This window comes from Rhizobium terricola (assembly GCF_012927355.1).
In the GTDB taxonomy this organism is placed as follows: domain Bacteria; phylum Pseudomonadota; class Alphaproteobacteria; order Rhizobiales; family Rhizobiaceae; genus Allorhizobium; species Allorhizobium terricola.
In genome coordinates, this window is record NZ_JABBGK010000007.1 from 82,469 (window position 1) to 108,587 (window position 26,119).

The 26,119-nt window shown below is 64.1% G+C and carries 26 protein-coding genes; 5 read left to right on the plus strand and 21 right to left on the minus strand.

Going from position 1 to position 26,119, the window contains the following annotated elements; translation table 11 throughout:
• Together hutC and HHL25_RS21105 are read right to left on the minus strand one after the other, a co-directional pair.
• Window positions 1-720, minus strand: a complete 720-nt coding sequence (gene hutC / locus HHL25_RS21100) for a histidine utilization repressor (protein WP_169595271.1) — start codon at window positions 718-720, stop codon at window positions 1-3.
• 97 nt (window positions 721-817) lie between these two features.
• Window positions 818-2,164 (minus strand): formimidoylglutamate deiminase, encoded by a 1,347-nt coding sequence (locus HHL25_RS21105; RefSeq protein WP_315853106.1) that lies wholly within the window; start codon window positions 2,162-2,164, stop codon window positions 818-820.
• Between the two features lie 121 nt (window positions 2,165-2,285).
• Between HHL25_RS21105 and hutI the strand changes: the two genes are divergently transcribed.
• From hutI to HHL25_RS21130, 5 genes are read left to right on the plus strand one after another with little or no spacing between them, the layout of a single operon-like run.
• A complete protein-coding gene (gene hutI, locus HHL25_RS21110) occupies window positions 2,286-3,548 on the plus strand; it encodes an imidazolonepropionase (protein ID WP_169595213.1) in 1,263 nt (420 codons plus the stop codon).
• Window positions 3,545-5,080, plus strand: a complete 1,536-nt coding sequence (hutH, locus tag HHL25_RS21115) for a histidine ammonia-lyase (RefSeq protein ID WP_169595214.1) — start codon at window positions 3,545-3,547, stop codon at window positions 5,078-5,080. Before hutI ends, hutH begins: the two co-directional genes overlap by 4 nt.
• 1 nt (window position 5,081) lies before the next feature.
• Window positions 5,082-5,882, plus strand: a complete 801-nt coding sequence (gene hutG, locus HHL25_RS21120; protein ID WP_169595215.1) for an N-formylglutamate deformylase — start codon at window positions 5,082-5,084, stop codon at window positions 5,880-5,882.
• A gap of 13 nt (window positions 5,883-5,895) precedes the next feature.
• Window positions 5,896-7,569 (plus strand): urocanate hydratase, encoded by a 1,674-nt coding sequence (hutU, locus tag HHL25_RS21125; RefSeq protein WP_169595216.1) that lies wholly within the window; start codon window positions 5,896-5,898, stop codon window positions 7,567-7,569.
• 11 nt (window positions 7,570-7,580) lie between these two features.
• Window positions 7,581-8,165, plus strand: coding sequence for a HutD/Ves family protein (locus HHL25_RS21130; RefSeq protein WP_169595217.1), 585 nt, complete (start codon window positions 7,581-7,583; stop codon window positions 8,163-8,165).
• Between the two features lie 65 nt (window positions 8,166-8,230).
• Here the strand turns inward: HHL25_RS21130 and HHL25_RS21135 are convergent, their stop codons facing one another.
• From HHL25_RS21135 to HHL25_RS21225, 19 genes are all read right to left on the minus strand, one after another.
• Complete coding sequence (locus HHL25_RS21135; protein ID WP_169595218.1) at window positions 8,231-9,601, minus strand: sensor histidine kinase; 1,371 nt, start codon at window positions 9,599-9,601, stop codon at window positions 8,231-8,233.
• On the minus strand, window positions 9,585-11,039 hold the full coding sequence (locus tag HHL25_RS21140; protein ID WP_169595219.1) for a sigma-54-dependent transcriptional regulator: 1,455 nt from the start codon (window positions 11,037-11,039) through the stop codon (window positions 9,585-9,587). Before HHL25_RS21140 ends, HHL25_RS21135 begins: the two co-directional genes overlap by 17 nt.
• Complete coding sequence (locus tag HHL25_RS21145) at window positions 11,036-12,721, minus strand: enoyl-CoA hydratase-related protein (RefSeq protein ID WP_169595220.1); 1,686 nt, start codon at window positions 12,719-12,721, stop codon at window positions 11,036-11,038. The genes HHL25_RS21140 and HHL25_RS21145 overlap by 4 nt, the downstream gene beginning before the upstream one ends.
• Window positions 12,722-12,724: 3 nt before the next feature.
• Window positions 12,725-13,777 carry a hydrogenase expression/formation protein HypE gene (gene hypE / locus HHL25_RS21150; protein WP_169595221.1) on the minus strand — a complete coding sequence of 351 codons (1,053 nt, stop codon included), beginning with the start codon at window positions 13,775-13,777 and terminating at the stop codon, window positions 12,725-12,727.
• Window positions 13,774-14,931 carry a hydrogenase formation protein HypD gene (hypD, locus tag HHL25_RS21155; protein WP_169595222.1) on the minus strand — a complete coding sequence of 386 codons (1,158 nt, stop codon included), beginning with the start codon at window positions 14,929-14,931 and terminating at the stop codon, window positions 13,774-13,776. Before hypD ends, hypE begins: the two co-directional genes overlap by 4 nt.
• A complete protein-coding gene (locus HHL25_RS21160) occupies window positions 14,928-15,155 on the minus strand; it encodes a HypC/HybG/HupF family hydrogenase formation chaperone (protein ID WP_169595223.1) in 228 nt (75 codons plus the stop codon). Before HHL25_RS21160 ends, hypD begins: the two co-directional genes overlap by 4 nt.
• Window positions 15,146-17,422, minus strand: a complete 2,277-nt coding sequence (hypF, locus tag HHL25_RS21165; RefSeq protein ID WP_169595224.1) for a carbamoyltransferase HypF — start codon at window positions 17,420-17,422, stop codon at window positions 15,146-15,148. Before hypF ends, HHL25_RS21160 begins: the two co-directional genes overlap by 10 nt.
• 3 nt (window positions 17,423-17,425) lie before the next feature.
• Complete coding sequence (gene hypB / locus HHL25_RS21170) at window positions 17,426-18,343, minus strand: hydrogenase nickel incorporation protein HypB (RefSeq protein WP_169595225.1); 918 nt, start codon at window positions 18,341-18,343, stop codon at window positions 17,426-17,428.
• Entirely contained in the window at window positions 18,343-18,684 is a 342-nt protein-coding gene (gene hypA / locus HHL25_RS21175) for a hydrogenase maturation nickel metallochaperone HypA (RefSeq protein ID WP_169595226.1), read from the minus strand. Before hypA ends, hypB begins: the two co-directional genes overlap by 1 nt.
• Complete coding sequence (locus tag HHL25_RS21180) at window positions 18,677-19,792, minus strand: hydrogenase assembly protein HupF (RefSeq protein WP_169595227.1); 1,116 nt, start codon at window positions 19,790-19,792, stop codon at window positions 18,677-18,679. The genes hypA and HHL25_RS21180 overlap by 8 nt, the downstream gene beginning before the upstream one ends.
• A complete protein-coding gene (gene hybE, locus HHL25_RS21185) occupies window positions 19,789-20,319 on the minus strand; it encodes a [NiFe]-hydrogenase assembly chaperone HybE (RefSeq protein WP_169595228.1) in 531 nt (176 codons plus the stop codon). Before hybE ends, HHL25_RS21180 begins: the two co-directional genes overlap by 4 nt.
• Entirely contained in the window at window positions 20,309-20,524 is a 216-nt protein-coding gene (locus tag HHL25_RS21190; protein ID WP_169595229.1) for a rubredoxin, read from the minus strand. The genes hybE and HHL25_RS21190 overlap by 11 nt, the downstream gene beginning before the upstream one ends.
• The gene (locus HHL25_RS21195; protein WP_169595230.1) at window positions 20,521-21,369 is read right to left on the minus strand and encodes a hydrogenase expression/formation protein; all 849 of its coding nucleotides are present in this window, start codon (window positions 21,367-21,369) and stop codon (window positions 20,521-20,523) included. The genes HHL25_RS21190 and HHL25_RS21195 overlap by 4 nt, the downstream gene beginning before the upstream one ends.
• A complete protein-coding gene (locus HHL25_RS21200) occupies window positions 21,366-21,815 on the minus strand; it encodes a hydrogenase accessory protein (RefSeq protein ID WP_169595231.1) in 450 nt (149 codons plus the stop codon). Before HHL25_RS21200 ends, HHL25_RS21195 begins: the two co-directional genes overlap by 4 nt.
• Before the next feature lie 170 nt (window positions 21,816-21,985).
• Window positions 21,986-22,282 (minus strand): HypC/HybG/HupF family hydrogenase formation chaperone, encoded by a 297-nt coding sequence (locus tag HHL25_RS21205; protein WP_169595232.1) that lies wholly within the window; start codon window positions 22,280-22,282, stop codon window positions 21,986-21,988.
• Window positions 22,283-22,393: 111 nt separating this feature from the next.
• Window positions 22,394-22,969, minus strand: coding sequence for a HupE/UreJ family protein (locus tag HHL25_RS21210; protein ID WP_169595233.1), 576 nt, complete (start codon window positions 22,967-22,969; stop codon window positions 22,394-22,396).
• Window positions 22,970-22,980: 11 nt separating this feature from the next.
• On the minus strand, window positions 22,981-23,577 hold the full coding sequence (locus HHL25_RS21215; RefSeq protein ID WP_169595234.1) for a HyaD/HybD family hydrogenase maturation endopeptidase: 597 nt from the start codon (window positions 23,575-23,577) through the stop codon (window positions 22,981-22,983).
• Window positions 23,578-24,297, minus strand: coding sequence for a Ni/Fe-hydrogenase, b-type cytochrome subunit (gene cybH / locus HHL25_RS21220; protein ID WP_169595235.1), 720 nt, complete (start codon window positions 24,295-24,297; stop codon window positions 23,578-23,580). It lies immediately after the preceding gene.
• A 12-nt stretch (window positions 24,298-24,309) separates the two neighbouring features.
• Complete coding sequence (locus HHL25_RS21225) at window positions 24,310-26,100, minus strand: nickel-dependent hydrogenase large subunit (RefSeq protein ID WP_169595236.1); 1,791 nt, start codon at window positions 26,098-26,100, stop codon at window positions 24,310-24,312.
• Window positions 26,101-26,119 lie beyond the last annotated feature (19 nt).

Sequence of the window (26,119 nt, forward strand, 5' to 3'; positions counted from 1 at the left end):
CTATTGGGACGCCGGCGTGAACCGGGCGACGAGCGCATGCGTGTCGCCCGGATAGGTGAAGCGGACCTGCGTGATCGGCCCGAGCCCACTCCAGGTGCGACGCTCGACGACCAGGCAGGCCGTCCCCTTGGATATGCCGAGCATCGAGGCCATGTCGGCCGGAGCCGAAACGGCCCGAATCCGATGCTCCGCCGTGCTCCAGGGCACCTGGCGGATCAGCCACTGGCCGGGCGGAAGGCTGGCAAAATCGGCGGTCTCCGCTTCCGGCACGTTGGCAAGATTGATCAACCGCTCCTCGACGCAGAACTGCCGCGTTCCGGCAAAATGGACGCAGGTCATCGACAACACCCTGGTTCCGGGCGAGACCTCGAGGAGGCGGACGTCGGCGGCTGTCGCCTTGCGCGTTTCGCTGCGTTTGAGCGCAAAGGAATAGGCAAGGTTCAGCGACCGAACCTCGGCCTCGATGTCGTTGATCTCAAGCACGGCGGATTGCGCCTGCGGCTGGGTGACGAAACTGCCCGACTTCTTGCGACGCTCGATGAGGCCGGACTTGGCGAGCTGCGTCATCACCTTGTTCACCGTCATGCGCGAGCAGTCATACTGCGCTGCCAGGTCGACCTCGAACGGTAAACGATGGCCCGGCGGCCACTCGCCGGAAACGATCTTGCCTTCGATATCGCTCAATATGCGCTGGTGCAGGGTCGGGTCCCTGCCGATGATATCCGCCACGACTCGCCGCTTTCTGTATGGGCCTCGCGCTGATGTAGCCCAGCATCGGCCACGACAGAAAGGAAATATTGCGCCGCGCTTCGACGGCTCAACTGCCGAGCAGATCCGCCATCACCGTGCGGAACCGGCGCGTGATCGCCTCCCGCTGCAGATGCCGCCCGCCCTCGACCTGTTTGCGGCCGCCGGCCCACACGGCGTCCACCTTGATGCCGCCGGCAAAGATCCAGTGATCGAGCAGCTGGTCACCCTCGACATGCGGCGCCGCGGAGACATCAAGCGCGACGATGTCGGCATCGCCGCCAACCTCAAGACCGGTGGAGGACTGGAGCGCCGCATTGCCGCCGATCCGAGCACCGTCAAACAGCTTGCGGCCGGTCGAACCACCCGGATCGGCAATCACGTTGCGCGCCCGGCGGATCAGCCTCTGGGAGTATTCGAGGACACGTAATTCTTCCGGCAGTGAAACTAGAACGTTCGAATCGGAACCCACACCGTACCGTCCGCCTTCGCCAAGGAAGAGTGGGGCATTGAAGACACCGTCGCCGAGATTGGCCTCGGTGATCGGGCAAAGCCCGGCAACCGCACCGCTTCGCGCCATCCGCCGCGTTTCGTCATCCGTCATGTGGGTGGCATGGATGAAGCACCAGCGGCCATCGACAGGCATGTTGTCGATCAGCCATTCGACGGGGCGCGCGCCCGAGAAGGCCAGGCTGTCCTCGACTTCCTTCACCTGCTCGGCAACGTGGATGTGAATCGGTCCAGTGCCGGCAAGCGGTAGCACCGCGCTCAATTCCTCCTCTGTCGCCGCCCTGAGGCTGTGCGGAGCGATGCCGAGAACGGCACCGGGCATTGCGTGGACCAATGCAGTGCAGCGCTCCATCAGCCGGCCGAAGCTCTCAGGCGTTTGAATGAAGCGGCGCTGGCCCTCGATCGGCGCCTGCCCGCCGAAACCGGAATGCGCATAGAAGACCGGCAGCAGCGTCAATCCGATGCCGACCTCGGCCGAGGCGGCGACGATACGACCAGCCATTTCGGCAATGTCCCCGTAGTGGCCGCCATCCCTGTCGTTGTGCAGATAGTGAAACTCGCCGACCCGCGAATAGCCGGCCTCCAGCATTTCCATATAGAGCTGGGCGGCGACCGCCTCGACTTGATCCGGCGTCATCGACAGCGCGAAGCGATACATGGTGGTCCGCCAGCTCCAGAAGCTGTCGTCCGACGGCCCCCTCGTTTCGGCAAGCCCGGCCATGGCGCGTTGAAAGGCATGGCTGTGAAGGTTGGCAAGGGCCGGCACGACGACGTCACGACGATCATCACCGGGCGCGGCGTCGGCATCTTTGGTGAGACCCGCGATCCTCGCACCGTCGATGTCGATCCTGACATTGGAGGCCCATCCATCGGCCAAGAGCGCGGACTTCGCATAGATCGTCATCACGGACATCGTCTCCGGTTCGGGCGGACCAGTATGCCTGGCGCACCGCCAATTTCAAATTCGGCCTTGCCAATCACTTCATTATGTATATACATGTTTTCAACGAATGAAAGGGTCAATACAGATGGCCGGGAACGAATCTGCAACTTGGGAAGGTACACCGCCGGAGCAACAGACGCTCTGGACCAATGCGCGCATCGCGACGCTCGACCCGTCGAAGGCGGGGCTCGGGATCATCGACGGTGGCGCAATCCAGACCCGAGGCGAACGGATCACCTGGGTCGGGGAAATGGCCGACGTGACGCAGGATATGCGAGCGAACTCCGTACCCCACGACCTCGGCGGCCGCTGGGTGACGCCGGGCCTGATCGACTGCCACACCCACCTCGTCTATGGCGGCAACCGCGCCCGCGAGTTCGAGATGCGGCTTGAAGGCGCGAGCTATGAGGACATTGCGCGCGCCGGCGGCGGCATCGTCTCCTCCGTGCGCGCCACGAATGCGCTTACCGTTGAAGGCCTGGTCGAGACGGTCCTGCCCCGGCTGGACACGCTCATCGCCGAAGGCGTCACCACCTTCGAAATCAAGTCGGGTTACGGCCTCAACATCGAGGCGGAACTGCGCATGCTCCGAGCCGCCCGCGCGCTCGAAAGCCTGCGGCCGGTGCGCGTCGTGACCACCTATCTTGCCGCTCATGCGACACCGGTCGAGTACAAGGGCCGGAACGACGACTACATCACCGACGTGGTATTGCCCGGGCTCGAGCGCGCCCATGCGGAAGGGCTTGTCGACGCGGTCGACGGCTTCTGCGAGGGGATTGCCTTTTCCGTCGACGAAATGCGTCGGGTGTTCGACAAGGCAAAGGCGCTTGGTCTGCCCGTCAAGCTTCACGCCGAACAGCTCTCCAATCTCGGCGGCGCCAGGATGGCCGCGTCCTACGGCGCGCTTTCGGCCGACCATCTCGAATATCTGGACGACGACGGTGCGCGCGCGATGGCCGAGACCGGAACGGTCGCCGTGCTTCTGCCTGGTGCCTTCTATGCGATCCGCGAGACGAAGAAGCCACCGGTCGACTTGCTGCGCCAGGCCGGTACGCCGATCGCGGTCGCGACCGACAGCAATCCCGGCACCTCGCCGCTCACCTCGCTGCTGCTCGCAATGAACATGGCGGCGACGCTGTTTTACCTCACCGTCGAGGAATGCCTAGCAGGCACGACGCGTGTCGCCGCGCAGGCGCTCGGCCTTGGCGCAACCACCGGAACGATCGGGATCGGCAAATCCGCCGATCTCGCCATCTGGGACATCGAGAGCCCGGCGGAGCTCGTCTACCGCATCGGCTTCAATCCACTGTCCGCACATGTCTTCAAGGGAAAGAGAATAGACCGATGACCGTGACGCTGCGCCCCGGCGAGGTTTCGCTGAAGCAACTGGAAGCCATCTACTGGAACGGCGAGACGGCCGTGCTCGACCGCGCCTTCGACGCAGGGATAGAACGTGCCGCCGCCCGCATCGCACAGATCGCGGCCGGCAACGCCCCGGTCTACGGCATCAACACCGGCTTCGGCAAACTCGCGTCGATCAAGATCGATGCCGCCGACGTCGCGACGCTCCAGCGCAACCTCATCCTCTCTCATTGCTGCGGCGTCGGCAATCCGCTGCCGGAAAATGTGGTTCGCCTGATCATGGCGCTGAAGCTGATCTCGCTCGGTCGCGGCGCATCCGGTGTCCGGTTGGAACTCGTTCGCCTCATTGAGGGCATGCTGGAACGGGGTGTGACGCCGCTGATTCCGGAAAAAGGCTCCGTCGGCGCATCGGGCGACCTCGCGCCGCTTGCTCATATGGCCGCCGTCATGATGGGCGAAGCGGAAGCCTTCCACAACGGCGAGCGCCTGCCCGGCCGGGTGGCACTGGAGCGTGCGGGCCTTGTCCCCGTCGTGCTGGCCGCCAAGGAAGGGCTCGCGCTGATCAACGGCACCCAGGCCTCGACGGCGCTGGCGTTGGCCGGTCTGTTCCGCGCCCATCGGGCCGCGCAGGCGGCGCTGATCACCGGCGCGCTGTCGACCGATGCAGCGATGGGCTCGTCCGCCCCGTTCACCGCCGACATACACACGCTTCGCGGCCACAAGGGCCAGATCGATACAGCCGCGGCGCTGCGTGCGCTCCTCGACGGCTCGGTCATCCGCCAGAGCCATCTCGAAGGGGACGAGCGGGTGCAGGACCCCTATTGCATCCGATGCCAGCCGCAGGTCGACGGCGCCTGCCTCGACCTTCTGCGCATGGCGGGCCGCACGCTGGAAATCGAGGCCAATGCGGTCACCGACAATCCGCTGGTGCTGTCCGACGACAGCGTCGTCTCCGGTGGGAACTTCCATGCGGAACCGGTGGCCTTCGCCGCCGACCAGATCGCCATCGCAGTTTGCGAGATCGGGGCGATTGCCCAGCGGCGCATCGCGCTTCTGGTCGACCCTGCCCTTTCCTATGGCCTGCCCGCCTTCCTCGCCCGGAAGCCGGGGTTGAATTCTGGCCTGATGATCGCCGAAGTGACCTCGGCGGCGCTCATGAGTGAAAACAAGCAGATGGCGCATCCGGCCTCGGTGGACTCGACCCCCACCTCCGCCAACCAGGAAGACCATGTATCGATGGCCTGCCATGGGGCGCGGCGCCTGCTGCAGATGACCGACAACCTGTTCTCGATCGTCGGCATCGAGATGCTGACGGCCGCCCAGGGCGTGGAACTGCGCGAGCCGCTGACGACAAGCCCGGAACTGCAGAGGGCGATCGCCGCCCTGCGCGCCGTGGTCGCAACGCTCGACGAGGACCGCTTCATGGCGCCCGATCTTGCCGCGGCCAGCGCATTGGTGGCGGACGGAAGGCTGACGGCCAGCGTGTCGGGTGGCCTGCTGCCGGCCCTGGAGGGTTGAGATGGCGGCATTCGACGTCACCCGCGGCACTTCGCCCGTCATTCTCGCGTTCCCCCACACGGGCACGGAGGTGCGGGCGGACATCTGGGAACGCCTCAACGACAACGGCCGACTGCTGGCCGACACCGACTGGCACATCCATGACCTCTACGCCGGTCTCCTGCCGAACGCGACGACGGTGCGCGCGACCTTCCACCGCTATGTGATCGACGCGAACCGAGACCCGACAGGCGCCAGCCTCTATCCGGGTCAGAACACCACCGGCCTGGTTCCGGACACGGATTTCGACGGACTGCCCATCTGGAAGGATGGCGCCACACCGACCGAGGCCGACATCGGCGATCGGCTGGAGAATTTCCACGCACCCTATCATGCGGCTCTTGTCGCCGAGATCGAGCGCGTCAAGGCGGTCCATGGCATCGCCGTGCTCTATGACTGCCACTCGATCCGTTCGCTGATCCCCTTCCTGTTTACGGGACGGCTTCCCGATTTCAACATCGGCACCGACATGGGCCAGACCTGCGATCCGCGCATCGAGACGGCTGTCGCCGAGATCGCCCGCGCGGCGGAAGGTTACACGGCGATCGTCAACGGCCGCTTCAAGGGTGGCTGGACGACGCGCCACTACGGCAAGCCCGAGAGCGGCGTGCACGCCATCCAGATGGAACTCGCGCAGAGCAGCCATCTGACGACCGAAGAGCCCCCATTCGCCTACGACCCGGATCGGGCCGAGCGCCTGCGCAACCACCTGAAATCGATCCTTGAGCGCATCGAAGAGATCGCGCTCCATCTCGCTGCCTGAGAGGAACAAGACCATGACCAACCCACGCCACAACACCCGTGACGTTCGTGCGCCGCAGGGCACCGAACTCAACGCCAAGAGCTGGATGACCGAAGCGCCGCTCAGGATGCTGATGAACAATCTCGACCCCGACGTCGCCGAGCGCCCGCACGAGCTGGTCGTCTATGGCGGCATCGGCCGCGCGGCGCGTACCTGGGAGGATTTCGACCGGATCGTCGCGACGCTGAAGACGCTCACCGAAGAGGAAACCCTCATCGTGCAGTCGGGCAAGCCGGTCGGCGTGTTTCGTACCCACAAGGATGCGCCGCGCGTCCTGATCGCCAACTCCAACCTCGTGCCGCACTGGGCCACCTGGGAGCATTTCAACGAACTGGATAAGAAGGGTCTTGCCATGTACGGCCAGATGACGGCCGGTTCGTGGATCTATATCGGCACGCAGGGCATCGTTCAGGGCACCTACGAGACATTCGTGGAAGCAGGCCGCCAGCACTATAATGGCAACCTGAAGGGCAAGTGGATCCTGACCGGCGGCCTCGGCGGCATGGGCGGCGCCCAGCCGCTCGCCGCCGTCATGGCCGGCGCCTGCTGCCTCGCCGTCGAATGCGACGAGACCCGCATCGATTTCCGGCTGCGCACCCGCTACGTCGATGCCAAGGCGAAGACGCTCGATGAAGCGCTGGCGATGATCGACGAATGGACGAAGGCCGGCGAAGCCAAGTCGGTCGGCCTGCTCGGCAATGCGGCGGAAATCTTCCCGGAACTGGTCAAGCGCGGCGTGAAGCCCGACATCGTCACCGACCAGACCTCGGCACACGACCCGATCCACGGCTACCTGCCGCTCGGCTGGACGGTCGCCGAATGGCGCGCCAAGCAGGAAAGCGATCCGAAGGCGGTGGAACACGCCGCCCGTGCCTCGATGAAGACCCATGTCGCCGCCATGGTCGATTTCTGGAACATGGGCGTGCCGACCCTCGACTACGGCAACAACATCCGCCAGGTCGCAAAGGAAGAAGGCCTGGAAAACGCCTTCGCCTTCCCAGGCTTCGTTCCGGCCTATATTCGTCCACTCTTCTGCCGCGGCATCGGCCCGTTCCGCTGGGCCGCTCTCTCCGGCGATCCGGAAGACATCTACAAGACCGATGCCAAGGTGAAGGAGCTTCTCCCCGACAACAAGCACCTGCACAACTGGCTCGACATGGCGCGCGAGCGCATCTCCTTCCAGGGTCTGCCGGCACGCATCTGCTGGGTGGGTCTGGGCGATCGCCACAAGCTCGGCCTTGCCTTCAACGAAATGGTGCGCAACGGCGAGCTGAAAGCCCCGGTCGTCATCGGCCGCGACCATCTCGATTCCGGCTCCGTCGCCTCACCGAACCGCGAAACCGAAGCGATGAAGGATGGTTCGGACGCCGTCTCCGACTGGCCGCTGCTCAATGCACTGCTCAACACGGCTTCGGGTGCCACCTGGGTCTCGCTGCACCATGGCGGCGGGGTCGGCATGGGCTTCTCCCAGCATTCCGGCATGGTGATCTGCGCCGACGGCACCGATGATGCCGCCCGTCGCCTTGAGCGGGTCCTGTGGAACGACCCGGCAACCGGCGTCATGCGCCATGCCGATGCGGGCTACGACATCGCCGTTGAGTGTGCCAAGGAAAAGGGGCTTCGCCTGCCCGGCATCCTCGGCAACTGAGGCGAAGCGCCATGCGGATCATCCGGCGCGAGAGCTACAGCCGCATGCCCTGGAAGAACGGCCAGGGCATGACGGAAGAGATCATGGTGGTGCCGCAAGACGGCGGCATCGACGCATTCGACTGGCGTTTGTCGATCGCGCATGTCGGCGCTGATGGTCCGTTTTCCTTGTTCCCCGGGGTCGACCGCACGATCGCACTGCTTGACGGCGACGGCCTGTTGCTCGACCTGCCCGAAAACCGGACCGTCGCGCTGACGCGCGGCGGACCGCCTTTTGCCTTCCCCGGCGACTGGACGATTTCCAGCCGCAACATCGGTGGACCCACGATGGATCTGAACGTGATGACGCGGCGCGGGCGGTTCGCCCATGCCATGTCGCACGAGACGATCCACGGCTTACGACCGCTTCGCGCCAGCGATCTGACCCTCTTCATCCCGACCGGAGCGATGCAGGTGCTGACGGGCGGGACCTGGTCGCGCCTCCACTCTTTCGACACGCTGACGCTCCAGGCCGGCGAGCATACGACCATCGAGACCGACGGGCCCACAAACGCTTTTGTGATCGTTCTCACCGGGGCGGCGTCCTCCGGGGAATGACACGGTAGCTTGTCGGATCCTCCGCCATCCAGACGGTATTTTCGATCGCGGAAGCTGGACGTCTCCTAGCTGGAAAGCGGCAGGATCACGTGGAATTCGGCGCCGCCGTCGGCATTGTTATTGACGGTGATCTCGCCGTCGTAATCCTGCACGATGGTGAAGGATATCCAGAGCCCCAGCCCGGTTCCTTCGCCGACATCCTTGGTGGTGAAGAAAGGCTCGAACACCTTGCTCATCTCGGCCTCGGCGATACCGGGTCCGTTGTCGCTGACGACGAGTTCGACGGCTTTTCCCCTGCGCCTCGCGCTGAGGTGCACCTTGCCATCGGCCCGATTTGCGACAGCATCGAGTGCGTTGTCGATCAGGTTCACCACGACCTGGTGGATCTGCCCCTCATGGGCGTCGATGAACAGGTCGGGATCGCTGTCGATCGTCAGGCTGGCCCGGGAGTTCTTGGCGCGCGTGGCGAGATGGGCCGAATTGCGCAACACGCGGTCGAGATCGACCGGCCGGCGCTCCGCCGTCTCGCTGAATGAAAGCCGTCGCAGGTTCTTGACGATGTCGCTCACCCGGTCGGCGCCCTCGATCGTGCCTTCGAGCAAGGGGGCAATGTCTGCGAGGATCGCGTCGATCTTCAGGCGTTTCCGCAGCTCGGCGATCTGGTCGTCACCCGCACCCTCGTGCACCGCATTGAGATAGGAAACGAGATTCTTGCGATAACGATCGAGCGTGTAGATGTTGGCATAGACGAAGCTGATCGGGTTGTTGAGTTCATGGGCCACGCCGGCGACGAGCCGTCCGAGGCTTGCCATCTTTTCCTGCTCGATCAGCTTTCGCTGAGCCCGTTGCAGATCGAGATGTGCCTGGTGCAGCGCCTGATAGGCCTGTCTGAGCTCGCTGATCGGACGGCCGGTCAGGACGGCGCCGAAGCGTCGCCGGCGACCGTCGAACAGCGCGGCGCAGCGCATTGCAAGGCATTCCTCACGCCCGGCAGCGGCCCTGAAATGCAGGTCGCCTTCCAGAACGCGCCCCTCCTGGCCGGCGCTCATCAACCTCTCGGCCTCCTTGCGGTCGGTCTCGACGACATAATCGAAGATACGCGTACCGATGACCGTGGCCTCTTCGAGCCCGACCAGCGTCAGGAATGCAGGGTTGACCTTGCGGATCACGCCGTCGCTGCCGCAGGCGATCAGGATATCCGAGACGGACGCCACGACACTCGAGATGAAGGTCTGCGCTTCCTCCAGCTCGGCATTCTTGCGCTCGAGATCCGTCTCGTTGCGCAGGAGTTCGGAATAGACCTCCTCCATGCGGTGAATGACATCCACCCACATGGCCTCGCTCGAACCATCAAGCGCAAAGACGCCCGGCAGAGAGATCTTGCCTATGAGATCCTCGCCACCCGGACGTTCCGCCGTATCAGTCAGTTTCGTCATCGCGATAGCGCCTGAGGTCGTATCGCTCGATCTTGCTTCTTAATCCGACCCGCGACAAGCCCAGTTCATCGGCCGTGCGGCTGATGTTGCCTTCGTGCCGCGCAAGGCTCGCCTCGATCGCGGCCCGTTCGATCTCCTCCACCATGTCCTTCAGCTGGCGCGGTGCACCGTCCGAGACCGGCGCTACCACGGTTTCGCCGTTGCGGATCGCCGGCGACAGAAGATCCGGCGCCAGCGGCGCGTTGCCGTCGGAGAGCACCGTCATGCGCTGAATCTCGTTCTGCAGTTCACGCACATTGCCTGGCCATGCATAGCCCGTCATGAGATCGAGGGTACGCGGATGGAACCCGGCCACCTGCCGGTTGAAGGACTGGTTTATCTGGGTCAGGATCCGGGCCGCGATCGCCGGAATGTCCTCGACGCGGTCCTTAAGTGCCGGCATGTGGATCGGGAAGGCGGCGAGGCGGTAGTAGAGGTCGCGTCGGAAGCGGCCCGCGGCAACTTCGGCCAGCAGGTCCCGGTTGGTGGCGGAAATGACCCTGACATTCACCTTTCGTGGGCGCTGCGCCCCGAGCGGGCGGATTTCGCCCTCCTGCAACACGCGCAGCAGCTTGACCTGGAAGGCCGGCGAGGTCTCGCCTATTTCATCGAGGAAGATCGTGCCGCTGTCGGCGAGTTCGAAGAGCCCGATACGATCCTGGTAGGCGCCGGTATAGGCACCCTTCTTGCAGCCGAAAAGTTCGCTTTCGAGCAGCTCGTCCGGCAGCGCACCGCAGTTCTCGACCACGAAGGGCCTATCGGCGCGGGCCGATTCCTGATGGATGGCACGTGCCAGGAGTTCCTTGCCGGTGCCGGACGCGCCCGTGACAAGGACCGAGACATCGTAGCGGGCGGCCCGTTTCGCCAGCGAGATCGAGCCGACCAGCGGGCTCTCCGGCCTGTGGATGATGCGATCGAAGCCGAAGGACTGGCCTTGGCTGCGGCGACGATCGCTGATGACCTTCTGCAAGGCCTCGCTCGCCGGTTTCACCTCGATGCGCATGTCGGAGACTTCGTGCTGCAGGCGCCAGAGGTTGGCGCTCTCGCGCACGCAGTCGATCAGCTTGTCCGGGCTCCACGGCTTGGTGATGTACTGGTAGATCCCGGCATTGTTGACGCCCTCGATGATGTCGACGCTGTCAGTATAGCCGGAGATGATGATGCGAATGGTATCCGGCCAAAGCTCGCGCACGCGCTTGAGGAATTCCACGCCGGATTCACCGGGCATGCGCTGATCGCACAGGATCACCTGCACCATCTCGCCCTCCAGCACCTCCTCCGCCTCCTTGGCATTACGGGCGCCGATGACCTCGAACTCATCGGACAACACCCGCTGGATCGCTTCGATCGAGCGCACCTCGTCGTCGACAACAAGAACGGTAGCGTGCGGGTTTGTCATTGGACTTTCCTCCTGCGGCCCGCCGTGTCCCCTCCGGCACGGTGAACGGCGAGTGTGACCGGTGTGCGCGACTTCGGCGTCTTGCGGATGAAATTGAACCGCGCCACGTGATAACTCGGATCAAAACCGTAAAAATTGCGCCGCATCCGCTGCAGTTCTTCGGCCCGATAGGCCGAGAGCGGCTTTTCGGCCTCGTCCCGGATCCGGCGCTCGCGTTTTGCCGCAATCCGGTCGGCGATGTCGGGCGCGCGCGCGAGTTCGGCGGCACGCCGACGAACTTCGCGCATGGCAAGATCAACATCAACCGGAAGCACATGAGTCGCGAGACCCAGCTCGAGGGCCTCGTCTGCGCCCATCGGCAGCCTCGCCTGCGTCACGCGGTGGGCACGCGCCTCGCCGACACGGGCGGGCAGCAGATAGGTCCAATACTCGGAACCGTAGAGGTTCCCCATGTCCTTGTAATGCGGATTGAGGATGACGCCGTCGCGCATCCAGACCTCGTCGGCGGCAAGCGACAGGAAGACGCCCCCGGCACCCGCATTGCCAAGAACGGCGGCAATCACCAACCGGTCGTCCGAGACGATGATCTCCCGCACGAGATCGTTCATGGCATTGATGTTACGCCAGGATTCGTCTGCCGCACTGTCCGCGTTTTCGATCAGGCCGAGATGGATCCCGTTCGACCAGCAATCTGCGTCCCCCTGGAGAACGAGCACCGGCAGTGCCTGCTCCCTGGCCGCAAAAATCGCCTCGCGCAGTTCGTCACAGTCTTCGGCAGACATGGCACCGTTGTAGAATCGGAAATCGAGGTAGCCGACACCATCTGCCTCGCGGTACCGGCAGGCTTCCGGTCCCGGCACCATCGGGAGTTCCATCGCTTCCGAACCCAGCAGGGTCAGCGCCGGCAGCTTGAGGCTTCCCGGCCGTGCAGCACGCAGATGGCCGATCCACAGAGCACCCTCGCGGAACGCAACAGCCAGGGCCTTGCCGCAACGCCCGAGAAGCGTGCCGGGTGCTCCGCAGAGCCCGGATGCCAGGCTGGCGTCAAAAGCGAGAAACGTCTCCGATGCAATCGTCAGAGAAGCGCCGGGATCCCCATCGGATGCCTGGATGATACGCAATGCCTCTTCCGCGGTGTGTCGCGCCGGATCAAGCATCCGGTCGGCCCGACGGCAGGCGGGACGTTCGCGCCCAGGCCCCCAGTTCGCCGTCATGGCAGCGCCTTCCTGCCGTTTCAGTCGACCGATGGCCTCGAACACGCAGGCCACCGCGGCTTCGGTCACCTCATGGCGATAGAGGCTCGACTTTCGCGCAGGGCGCATCGGGAATTCCCGCCAGGCCCAGACGGGGCCAGCGTCCATCTCCTCGCGGGCTTCGACCAGCGTCACGCCCCAGATCTCTTGCTGATCAAGGATCGCCCAGTCGAGCGCACTCGGCCCCTTGTCGCCGCGAATTCCGGGATGGACGATAAGACAGAGCGTGCGGCGCCAGACGTCGGCCGGGATGGCCCGCTTCAGGAAAGGCGCGACGACGAGGTCCGGCGAAAACAACGCAATCGCCTCGCGGGTCAGGTCATCGTGGACGTCCAGCTCCACCGAAACCTCGTGTCCCGCCCGACGGAGGTCGACATGCAGGCGCTGGCACAAGGAGTTGAAGCTGTGGCAGAGAAGCAGGATGCGCATCGTTCAGCAGATCCGCGGCAACTGTTCGCCGGAAAGCCAGTCGACGATCCGACCACCGCCGAAGCTGGTCGCCATCTGCACGAAACAATGGTCGTCGGCGACCGCATGGCCGATCAACGCCGCCTCGGCCCCCAAGGGATGGGCCTGCATGGCTGCGAGAACCGCCTCGGCAGCCTCCGGCGCAACGACCGCCACGAGCTTGCCTTCGTTCGCGACGTTCAGCGGGTCTAGCCCGAGGAACTCGCAGGCTGCCGCCACTTCCGGCTTCAGCGGAATCGCCTCCTCATCGATGCGGAAGCCGAGCTTCGACTGGTTCGCGATCTCGTTCAGCGTCGCAGCGATGCCACCGCGGGTCGGATCGCGCATCAGGCGGATGTGCTGGCCACCCGCCTCGACCATTGCCGCCACGAGCCCGTGCAGTGCGGCGCTGTCGGAGACGATGGCGGTGTCGAATTCGAGGTTTTCCCGCTTCGACATGACGGCGACGCCATGGTCACCGATGGAGCCGGAGACGATAACCGCATCCCCCGGCCGGGCTGCGTCCGAACGCAGATCGAGGCCGGCCGGAACCATGCCGACGCCAGCCGTCGAGATAAAGACGCCATCGGCCTTGCCGCGCTCCACCACCTTGGTGTCGCCGGTGATGATCGGAACGCCGGCTTCGCGCGAGGCGTCCCCCATGCTTTCGGCGATGCGCTCCAGATCGGAGAACGGAAAGCCTTCCTCGATGATGAAGCTCGCGGAAAGATAGAGCGGCACTGCGCCGGCCATGGCGATGTCGTTGATCGTGCCGTGCACCGCAAGTGTGCCGATATTGCCGCCGGGGAAGAACAGCGGTGAGACGACATAGCCGTCGGTGGTCATGACCATGCGGCCACCGGGTACGACAAAGGCCGACTGGTCGTTTCCGGCCCTCAGCCATTCATTGTCGAAGGCCTTATGGAAGATCCCCTCGATCAACTGGCCCATGGCCCGGCCGCCCGCCCCGTGGGACAGATCCACCCGGCCGTTGGCAATGTCGAGCTTGCGCTTGTAAGCCTTTATCGCAACGTTCATGCGACGGCCCTCCCGTCGTCCTGCGTGCGCGCCTTCTCCCGGAAGCGGCCATAGGTCCAGTGTGCAGCGCAAGCGCCTTCCGAAGACACCATGCAGGACCCCATCGGCGTGTCGGGGGTGCAGACCGTGCCGAACAGCTTGCAGTCCGCCGGCTTCTTGACGCCACGCAGGATGGCCCCGCATTCGCAGGCGGGATTGTCCCTTGCCGCAGGCGTCACCATCGAGAACCGCTTTTCGGCGTCGTACTGCGCATATTCCGGCCTGAGGCGCAACGCGCCGTAGGGCACTTCTCCGAGGCCACGCCATTCGAAACTCTCGCGCAGTTCGAAGAAGGTCGCCACCTCGTTCTGCGCCTTTTCGTTGCCGAGCGTCGTGACTGCGCGGATATACTGGTTTTCCACTTCGTGCCGGCCGTCATTGACCTGCTGCACCAGCATCAGGATCGCCTGGATGACGTCGAGCGGCTCGAATCCCGCGACCACCACCGGCTTCTGGAACTCTTCCGCAAAGAACTCGTAGGGTTCCGTGCCGATTACCGTGCTGACATGCGCCGGGCCGATGAAACCGTCGATCTTGATCGTGCCGAGCTTGCGCACATCCGGGCTTTCCAGAATGTTCTGGATCGCCGCCGGGGTCAGCACGTGGTTGCAGAAGATCGAGAAATTGGGAAGTTTCTTTGCGATCGCCGCCTTGAGCGCCAGCGCCGTCGGCGGCGTCGTTGTCTCGAAGCCGATGGCGAAGAAAACGACTTCCCGGTGCGGTTCGGCCTCGGCAATCTTCAAGGCATCGAGCGTCGAATAGACCATGCGGATGTCGGCACCGGCGGCCTTCGCCTTCAGGAGGCTCGAACCGTTGGAGCCCGGGACCCGCATCAGGTCGCCATAGGTGCAGAGCGTGACTTCGGGCCGCATGGCAAGGGCGATTGCCGCATCGATGCGGCCGATCGGCAGTACGCAGACGGGACAGCCCGGCCCGTGAATCATGCGCACATTGGAAGGCAGCAGGTCTTCGAGGCCGTAGCGGGAGATCGCATGGGTATGGCCCCCACAAAACTCCATGAAATGATAGGAACGCGCCGGATCGGCAGCCGCGGCGATCTGCCGGGCGATGTCCTTGGCGAGCCTGCCGTCGCGATATTCGTCGATGTATTTCATACCACCTCTCCCAGCGCCGCTTCGCGGATGAGTGCAAGCGTCCGTTCCGCCTCCTCGGGGTCGATCTTGGCGAGCGCGTAGCCGACATGAAGCACCAGATAGTCTCCGGGCTTCACATCATCGACGAGCGCGATGGACACGACCTTCGTGACGCCGTCGAGCGTCACCTTTGCCATGTCGTCGGGCAATACTTCCTTGACCTGAACCGGTATCGCTAGGCACATGTCCGGCCTTCCTCCCCTTGCATAGATTCTTGCATGATGACCTGCCGCGCATGGGCCGCCTGGCCGAGCGCGATGCCGCCGTCATTGGCGGGTGCGAGGCGTGGCAGATGCGGTTCAAGGCCATGCGCTCGAATGGCCCGGGCCAAACCACCCGCGAAGACGCGGTTCATCATGCATCCGCCGCCAAGCGCGACCTGCCTGATACCAAGACGGCGCGCTTCGGCGGCCGCCCATTCCGCAAGACCGGTGATCAGCGTGCCATGGAAGAGATCGGCGGCCACGGACGGACCGGGCTGTTGCTCTGCCAGATGTAGAACAAGAGGGCCGAAATCCACAATGCCGCCGCGGATGACGAAGCCCCCCTCGAGACAGCGTGGTTCGCCGACCAGCGCCTCGAACTCCATCGCCGCCTGCCCTTCATAGGTCTGGACGAGGCGGACACCCGCAATCGCTGCCGCCGCATCGAAAAGGCGGCCGAGGCTCGTCGTCATGGCAGGCTGCATGCCGCGGGCGAACATCGTCACCAATTGCGAGACGCCCGGATGCCCAGGCCAGAGGTCGGCGGCAAGATCAACGCGGCCTGCGGCAACCAGCGCTGAGACACCCATGCGCCACGGCTCGCGCGCCGCCTTGTCGCCGCCCGGCAGAGACAGGGGCGCGAGTGAGCCCGCGCGCCGCCATTGGCTGCCGTCAACCACAAGCATCTCACCGCCCCAGGCCGTTCCGTCCGCCCCGAAACCGTGACCGTCCAGCGCCAGCCCGACAACCGGGCCGGCAAGACGATGTTCCGCGGCAACGGCGGCGACGTGGGCCAGATGGTGCTGAACCTTGATCAGCGGCAGGGCGAGGCTTTCGGCGATCCGTACCGAACGAAAATCCGGATGCAGATCGCAGGCGGCGTAGTCCGGCCTGACGTCGAGGATCGAACAGAGATGGGCGATCGCCTCTTCCTGGAAGCGGATCGCCTCGGCATTGTCGAGGCCGCCGACATGCTGCGAGAGAAACGCTTCCCGCCCGCGCGTCACGCAGACGGTATTCTTCAGGTCCGCGCCCGTCGCGATGACCGATGGCCCGTCCTCGCCAAGATCGACCGGCTCCGGGACGAAGCCGCGCGCACGGCGGAGGAAGGCCGGAGCGCCATCGATCACCTGCATGACCGAATCGTCGGCGCGTACGGCGATATCGCGGTCGTGCGTGACGATCAGGTCGGCGATGGCGCCGAGGCGGCGTTCGGCATCGGCATTGTCCGCGACCAGCGGCTCGCCGCCGGGATTGGCGCTGGTCGCGACCAGCGCGGCAGGACGATGCGGATCCATCGAAGCCAGCGCATCGAAAAGCAGGTGATGGACCGGCGCATAGGCAAGCATCACGCCGATACGGCGAAGGCCCGGCTCAAGAAGCGGCGAAAGTCCTGCCGCACGCCCCTCAACCAGAACGACCGGCCGGGCGACGGACGCCAGCAGGGCTTCCTCGACGTCCGTCAAAATGCAGAGCCTTCGCGCCGCTTCGATGTCGGCAACCATCACGGCAAACGGCTTTTCGTCGCGCGCCTTGCGCTGACGCAACCGGGAAACCGCCCCGTCGTTGCTGGCGTCGCAGACGAGATGAAAACCACCGATGCCTTTCAACGCGACGATTGCCCCGGTCTCGATGGCGACGGCCACGTCTTCGATCGGATGGCTGAGCCTCGGGCCACAGGCGGGACAGGCAACCGGCTCGGCATGGAAGCGCCGGTTCTCAGGGTCGGCATAGTCGGCCGCGCAGGCCCGGCACATGGGAAAGGGCGCCATCGACGTCTGCACCCGGTCATAGGGAAGCGCGCGGGTGATGGTGAAACGCGGACCGCAATGGGTGCAGTTGACGAAGGCATAGCCGAAGAAACGACTTCCCCGGTCTCGCAGTTCGCCGAGACAGTCGGGACAGGTCGCGGCGTCCGCACCGATGCGCGTGGCGGTGCGGCCACCGAGGCTCTCCAGAATCTCGAAGCTCTCGCCACCGGCCGGTGCGAGTTCCATCACGTCGACATCGTCAATGCGGGCAAGCGGCGGCGCTCCGCTTCGCATAGCCTCGGAAAAGCCTCCGGCAGCAGCGCCCTCGATCTCGATCAACACGCCCGCGCTGTCGTTCAGGACGAAGCCGGAAAGCTGCATCGAGCGGGCGAGTCGGTAGGCGAAGGGTCGGAAGCCCACGCCCTGAACCGCGCCGCGCACCCTCAGCCGCAGCCGGCGCACCGGACTTTCCAGCGATCGTGCGAGCGCAGCCGTCATCGGTCAGGCCACCTTTGTCCGGGTGGATCTGCGAGCGGCCGAGGTTTCGAGCCAGGCGTAGAAGGCCTCCATGCCCTCGCCGGTGCGAGCCGAGACGGTGAGCGTCTGCAGGCGCGGATTGACGCGCAGCGCATTCGCTATGCAGAGCCCGACATTGAAGTCGAGATGCGGCAACAGGTCGGCCTTGTTGAGGATCATGAGGTCGGCGGCAGCGAACATGTCGGGATATTTGAGCGGCTTGTCCTCGCCTTCGGTCACCGAGAGGACCACGACCTTGTGCGCCTCGCCGAGATCGAAGGCCGAAGGACAGACCAGGTTGCCGACATTCTCGATGAACAACGCCGAGTTCGGCTCCGGAGCAAGATCCTCGGTCGCATGACCGACCATATGGGCGTCGAGATGGCAACCCTTGCCGGTGTTGATCTGGATTGCCCGCGCGCCCGTCTCGCGGATGCGGGCGGCGTCGTTCGAGGTCTGCTGATCGCCTTCGATCACGTTGATGAGCAGGCGTCCCTTGAGATCGCTGATCGTACGCACCAGCAGGCTGGTCTTGCCCGAACCAGGACTGGAGACGAAGTTCAGCGCAAAGATGCCATGCTCGCCGAAATAGCGCCGGTTCTCGATCGCGTAAGCGTCGTTCTTCGACAGAATGTCACGCTCCACCTGGATGATGCGTTCCTGGCTCATGCCCGGAACATGAACCCCTGCGATCCCCTGCCCATAATGGACGCTGCCATCTTCCGCGTGATGATGGTCGTGCTCGTCGGCATGGTGCTGGTGGGCGTTATCATGGTCATGATGGTGCCCATGGCCGTGGTGATGTTCGTGGTCGTGCACATGGTGATGGTCGTGCCCATGAGCGTCTGACCCGCCCTTGTGGCCCTCGATGGTCGAAGTTCCGCAACCGCATACCGTGCACATCAGATCACCTCCATGTCCCTGATCTTCAATTCATCGCCCGCAGTCATCTGCACGCGGTACTTTCCGCAGTCCGGGCACGCCCCGAAGCGCTCCTGCAAGGCGACCGTCTTGCCGCAGTCGAGGCACCAGCCTTGTCCGGCAACGCGGTTGATCTCCAGCTCCGCATCGGCGGCGATCGTGCCATGGCGGACCGCCTCGTGGCAGAACAGAAGCGCATGCGGATCGACATGGCACAGCACGCCGACATCGAGACGGATCGACTTCACCCTGGTCGCGCCGTTCTGCCGGGCCGTCTCGCAGGCAATGTCGATCACGCTTTCCATCAATGACATCTCATGCATGGGTCGCCTCCCGGACGTCCACCTCGAAGGCGACACAAGGGTCGAAAAGCACCGCGAGCCGCGAGACCGACCGCACCGCCATTTCTCCCGTGCCGATGCGCGAGGACAGGACGGTTTCCACGAAGGGGCCGGCCGGATGGAAGTTCCACTCCGTCGGCGCAAGGATGCGGTAGGCCGAAAGCCTGCCGTCGGCACCCAGTTCGGCCTGATGATAGAGCCTGCCACGCGCACATTCCACCGCGCCATAGCCGCCCACCCCGGGGCTGGGTCCAGAGTCGGCGAGCAAGGCCCAGTCCTGCTCGCCGGTTTCGACAAGTGCGTGAAGTGCTCCCAGGCAGCGACCAACGTCACCGGTCCGGGCGAGAAAACGATCGGCAAGATGCGAGCTTTGCCGGTTTCCGTCGGCCCCGCCAGGCCGGCTATAGGCGCCGGTTTCCGCAATCCGGCCGGACAGATGAGGCAGTGCCGCATAGTCGGCTTCGTCACAAAGACGGGCAACAACTTCCGCATCGTCGGCAATCGTCAGGCGGTCGGGCCGACGGCCCGCAAAGGCGTGGTCACTGGTGGCATCACCGAGGATTGCCGCACAGGCGGTACCGGCCAGCGGCATGGAACCCTGCGCGGGAATACCGAGGCCCGTCGCTGCGCCGGACAAGCGAGCAGCGGCCGCCGCCAGTCTCTGGCGGTCGACATCCTTCGCCTTGACTTCCGCGATGATCGCCTGCGATGCGGCAAGCGCTTCCCGCAAGTGCTTTCCAGCCGCGGCCGTCAGGGGTTCGGGCAATGAAACCGGCCAATGAAGGATCAGCGCCCTAAGGGATTCAAAAATCCTCTCAGCCAGCAGGCCAGCAGCGGCGCGCCGCCGTTCGTCATCGCCCATCGGGAGGTCAGCCGCATTGAGAACTGCGAGCCGCGCTGCGACCGACTGCGAGAAACTGCAAAGCGAAAAGACCTGTCCCGCGAGTAAGGGAGCCTCCTCGGGCCGGCGCCCGACAAACATCCGCGTCAAACCCTGGGGCCGGTTCGCCTTGACCGCCACGGAGCATGCGAGCGCGCGCGACACCGTCACGTCGATCCTGATGACACCAGCTCCGAGAAGAAACGTCATTCCGACACCTCCTCGCGTTTTCCGAAGCTGCCGCGCAGAAGATCCCGCCGGTTGACGGCAGCGGGTGGCGGCGGTGGTGGCTCGAGGGCGGCCGGATCGAAGAAGGCGCGAACGGCTTCGTCCGCCGTTTCCAGCGCCGCCTCCATAGAGACGAATTCGAAGACTGGCGAAAACAGCGAACAGGAATCGACCCTGCCGAAACCATCGAGCTCGCCGGCGATGAAATCGACCTCGCCGGCGGGCAAGCCGATGCGTACGGTCATGCCGGTGCCTGTCGGTGCAGACGGCGTGCCGTCCGGCAGGTCGCTGGCCACCAGGTTCATGAACCAGGGTGTCGTGACGATGCCGAAGGCACGCCCGCCATAGGTCCTGAAACCGGTCGCCGCCACGCCGAGCGCCGGATTGCAGATCGGCACGTCAGCCATGGCCGTGGCATGGATGTGCCGGTAGCACGTCTCCAGCCGCTGCCCCAGCGCCAGTGCCGGATCTCCGCCGGCTAGCTCGTCCGCAGCCAAATCAGCCTGCATCGCCGAGCCTCATGAATTTCGACTGGAGCGCATCGCAATTCGGACAGCGCCAGTCCTCGGGCAGCGCCGAGAAAGGCGTGCCCGGGGGGATCTGCCAGACGGGATCGCCTTCGGCAGGATCGTAGACATACCAGCAGATGCCGCATTCCATGCGGTCGTCGTCCGACACGGTCTCGCGCTTGCCGAAGTTCTCGAAGGCGCTCATTTGAAATAGGCCTCCTCGATCTCGCGCAGACGTACTTCCGAATCGCGGAAATCCTCTTCCGCCGCGATCGCGACGGCGGGAATGTCGCAGATCTCCAGGGTATCGAGAATGATCGTGTCCATGGCGTTGTAGAATTGGACCGACCAGACATTGCGCACGCCGGTCGCGACGATCCGGCAGGTGCCATAGCCGCGCGAGGTCAGCTGTACCGGTCCGGCGCCCAGCGTGTCCTGCAGGAAGCTCATGTCCTCGGGGCTCATCGGAAAGAGTGAGAACGTGATGATGTGAGCAGAGTCTCCTTCACGATAGCGGCCCGTCCGGTCGCCGATCTCGGTGAGAACCGGCATGACGTTCATCGCGCCAGCCGGAGCCGGACCATGGCTGACCGTCGGCTGCAGCACGGAGCAGGCCTGGCGCACGGCGGCCGGAATGCTCGCCACTTCGATGTAATCCGCGAGCAAGCGGCCGTCCGCGTCGGTGAAGCGGATACGCCAGACACCGGCCATCACGGCCTCCTGCATCTGTGCCGTAATTCCGCCAGCCAATGCAGCAACACCGGCCACCTCACCTTCGCCGAGGGTCTGGGTGATCAGCTCGCGGTCGTCGTCGGGAAAGTCGGTGATGTCGAAAAGCCTGCCCGGTTGATCGGCCATCTGGACCGCGAGCGCATCGGCGAGCTCCGGAAGAAGCTCTGCCGTCCGGCGACATCGCCGGATCATCTCCTCGGCCGTGCTCGTTGCAAGGAAATTCAGCTTGCGTGCACGCAGCGGCGGTTCGGCGCCGATCGGCATTACCGTCATTGCGGCATCCTCGCCCTCGGGGGCAACCCAGAAACCTGCCTTCATCTTACGATCTCCTTGCCAGCATGGGTGATTTCCACCTTCGGTCCGCCGGACGGCAGCATGACCGGGGCATCGGGCGACAGCCATCCGCCGATCTTCTCGACATATTCGGACCAGTCGCGGATCTTGCCCAGCACACCGACCGGCTGATCACGACGGGTCACGACGAGACTCGGCAGGACCACCACGTTGAAGCGTGACTTGAGCTTGTCCTCCGTGCCGCGCTGCACGACCGCACCGCGCAGGCGGCCATCAAATGCCTGGAGGAGTTCGGGGAGGACGACGGCAACGTCGTCGGCTTCGGGCCGCTGCGCAGGATCGCCGGTGAAGAACAGCACCGTATTTTCGGGCTCGCCGGCTGCCGGCGAGAGAAAGGCATCGATGCTCGTCTCATCGACTATAGGCAGGCGCGCCCTTTCGCTCAGGGCGCGGACCAGATTGGATGGCATTATCTCCTCCACAGATTCACTATTCAGAACATTCTCAGAAACTGAACAGCAAACGCCGTGCCAAACTGAGAAAAGAAAGATTCCGTTGTTCTGGAAGGGAAATTTTCAGGGCGCGGAGATAGTTTCGTCGAAAATGTGGAAAGTCAATTTCCATACTGAAAGTTTACTTTTCATTCCGAACGGAGATGCGGCGGCAATTCCGGTTCGCGGGAAACGAGGTCGGCGAAAAGGGATTCGAAGGATCTGCCCTCGACTGCCTCGGCAAGCCCGGCGAGTGCATCATCAATCGCGCGCGCTTCCACCGGATCGAGAACGCGTATGGCCGAGCCAAGATGGGTCAGGAGATAGGTTCCGGCAGCCTGGGGGCCGACCAGCATGAGCGAAACCGATGATATCACGCCATGGCGCTCGCATTCGGCGACGAAATCACCGTTCGAGATGACCCGCATCGGAATTCCTATGCACATGACGTCCGTCTCCCTCGTGATACCCGCGACGTTTTCCGATTCCGTGAAAGGAGAAGCCGCGCGGCGGCGGGGTCCGCGCGGCTTCCGGGAGGGCTCAGGCCCCGGGAGAGATCAACCAGCCATCAGGGCGGCGCCCGCAAGGGCAACGGCCGCGCCTGCTGCTCGTCCGGCAAACCGCCCGGCACTGCCGAAACGCAGCGATGCAAGGCCGATGCCGATCAGATGCAGGACGATCGTCGCCGCCATGAAGCCGAACACATAGCCGCCGGCACTGGCCATTGACGGAAGCTCGCTGCCGTGGGCATGGCCGTGAAACAGCGCACAGAGACCGACGATGCCGACTGCGGCCGAAGTCGGAACTTTCACTTCGAAGGCCACCAACAGACCCAGTACGGCCACCGTCAGGGCAATCCCGGTCTCGACCATCGGAAGCTGGGTTCCAAGAATGCCGAGGACACCGCCAAGCCCCATCACGGCAACAAAGGTCAGGGGAACGATCCAGCGGGCCCGCCCGCCGAGGGATGCAGCCCAGAAGCCGACGGCAACCATGGCCAGGACATGGTCGAGGCCACCGAACGGGTGGCTGATTCCGGCAAGCGCCCCATCGGTATGGAGGCCGACATGGGCATTGGCTACGCCTGGCAGCGCCAGCGCGGCAAGCGTCATCGCCAAGGTCTTGTGGTTCATTGGGTTCCTCCTCAAGGATTGAGTGCGGCCAGTTCGACGCGCCGCTCGTAGTTTTCAAAATCGATGTCGTTCTCGAGGAGCGGCAGAACGTCCACCCCTTCCGGCCTTGCCTTCACGGCCACGCCCCAGCCGCGCAGAATGCGGACCGCCGTTTCGACCGCCGCCGGGATGACCGCCTTGACCGGGGGGGTCAACGGACCACCCCAGTCTTCGAGATCCAGCGGCTGGCAGCCGATGAGCGTCAGGCGCTCCGGGTAGTGCCCCATGAAGTCGGCGGCACTCAGCACCTCCTGGAAGCCGGTCTGATGCAGGCTCATCTTCTTGGCCCCGGTGAACTTCGGGACCTCGTCGTCTTCGACGACCTTCATCGTGCCGGGAACCAGGCCATAGTCGATGGCGTCGAAAACGATCAGGCGGTCGTGATCATTGACGAATTGCACGAGGTAGAGCCCCTGCGTGCCGCCGTCGAGGATGGTGACATTGTCGGGCACCTCGTAAGCCTTGTGGAAAGCCTCGACAGCACGAACGCCGAAGCCTTCGTCGGCCCAGAGGATGTTGCCGATTCCGAGCACGAGAATGCTCGGCCCGGAGGAAGCGGAGGTCTCCATCTAGTCCTCCCGATCCTTGAAGAGGCGTTCGCCCGAGATCATCGAAGAAATGATGCTCTGGCGGCTCATGATGTCCTCGCGCACGGCCACGTAGATATGGATCATGACGAAGAGCAGGATCACCCACATGCCGAAGTGATGGTAGGTGTGGACGTCCTGGCTGTTGGGCCAGATCGAGAACACCCAGCCGAACAGGGCATACTGCCAGCTGTCGCGTCCGGCTCCTTCGCTGTAGAGTGCGAAGCCCGTGACGACCATGAAGACGAGCGGCACGGTGAAGGCCAGGAACATCGAGAACTGCGCCAGCGGATTGTGGCCGATGTACTTCTTCGGCTGGCTGGTGAGGAAGCTGTACCACTTGACCTCATGCAGCCATTCTTTCCAGTACTGCCCGCTCCAGAACGGCACGTAGAAGATCTGCCGGGCATGCGGATTGCCGACGAAGGCCCAGTAGATCCGCAGCAGCAGGAAGACCGTCAGGATCTGACCGGCCGCAAAGTGCGCGAACCGGATGTAACCCATCAGGAAGTGTGCACTTGCCTCCCCCGGCATGCTCGGGAGCGGCGTTCCGATGAAATAGCCGGTCAAGGCCAGCATAAAGATAGCGAAGGCATTCACCCAGTGCCAGATGCGCACTGGTGCTTCGTAGACGTAGACGGTTTCGCGCTCGACGACGGCCTCACCGTGCGAGTCGCCCGCCAGTGGTTTGTTCACACTCATGGCGGCTCCTCCTCACCTGACCTGAACCTTGGCCATTTCCTGTCCATCCGGGCTCATGACATGCGTCGAGCATGCCAGGCACGGATCGAAGGAATGCAGCGTGCGGAGAATTTCCAGCGGCTGTTCGGGATTGGCCATCGGCGTGTCGAGCAGCGACGCCTCGAAGGCTCCAATGTTGCCGTTCGGATCGCGCGGGCTGCCGTTCCAGGTGGTCGGAACGACGCACTGGTAGTTTTCGATCTTGCCGTCCTTGATCTTGATCCAGTGGGCAAGCGCACCGCGCGGCGCTTCTGTGAAGCCGACGCCCTTGACCTCCTTCGGCCAGGTCTCCGGTTTCCACTTGTCGACATGGGCGGTGCTCTGGTCGCCGGCCTTGATGTTGGCAATCAGCTTGTTCTGGAAGTACCGCATCTGGTAGCCGGCCCACTGGGACTCCAGCGCGCGGGCGGCGGTGCGGCCGAGCGTCGAGAACAGCGCCGAGACCGGCAGGTCGAGGTCCTTGAGCAGCTTTTCGACCGGATCCTTGAACTCCGCCTTGTTCTGGGCGTAGCCGATGATCCAGCGCGCCAGCGGCCCGACTTCCATGGCATGGCCGCGCCAGCGCGGCGACTTGATCCAGGAATACTTGCCGCCCTCGTCGAGCTGTTCAATGTTGGTCTTGGTTCCCTTGGCGTTCGGGCCGAGTTCATAGTGCGGCTCGGTGACGCCATCCCACGGGTGGAGGCCCTTGGTCTCGTCCGGATACTTGTACCAGGAATGAGCAACGAATTCCTGGATCTGCTCGGGGTCGGCATGGTCGACGGGCAGGACCTCGGCGAGATTGCCGTTGATGATCGCGCCACGCGGCAGCTTCAGGCTGGCTTCCGAATAATCGTTGGCATGCTCCGGCACGTCGCCGTAGGACATGACGTTCTTGCTCGACAGGCCACCGCCGTAGAGCCAGTCCTTGTAGAACGAGCCGATGGCGATGACGTCTGGAACGTAGACCTTGTCGTTGAATTCGATGAGCTGGTCGATGATCGAAGTCACCTGGTTCAGGCGCTCGATGTTGATCGCGCCAACCGCACCGGTGCCGTCGATGTTGATCGGACAGGGAACACCGCCGACCAGCCAGTTCGGATGCGGGTTCTTGCCGCCGAAGATGGTGTGGATCTTGACGATCTCCTTCTGGAAGTCGAGCGCTTCGAGATAATGCGCGACCGCCATAAGGTTGGCCTCCGGCGGCAGCTTGTAGGCCGGGCTTCCCCAGTAGCCGTTCTTGAACGGGCCGAGCTGTCCCGATTCGACGAATTTCTTCAGACGGGTCTGGATGTCCTTGAAATAACCCGGCGAGGAGAGCGGCCAATCGGATACCGACTGCGCCAGCGCCGAGGTGGCCTTTGGATCCGCCGAAATCGCCGAAACGACATCGACCCAGTCAAGCGCATGCAGGTGGTAGAAGTGCACCACGTGGTCATGAACCTGCAGCGCGAGCTGCATCAGGTTGCGGATCGAGTTGGCGTTTTCCGGGATGGTGATGCCAAGCGCGTTTTCAACCGCGCGCACCGAGGTCAGGGCGTGCGTGCCGGTGCAGACACCGCAGATCCGCTCGGTAAAGGCCCAGGCGTCGCGCGGGTCGCGATTGCGGAGGATCACCTCGATGCCGCGCCACATGGTGCCGGTCGAGACCGCATTGCGGATGATGTTGTCCTGGTCGACGTTGACCTCGACCCGCATGTGACCCTCGATGCGGGTGACGGGATCGACGACGATGCGTTTGCCGGAATTGTCCAGCGAGAAGCCGTTCGGCGTTTGAATGGTCATGATGCTGTTTCCTACCCCG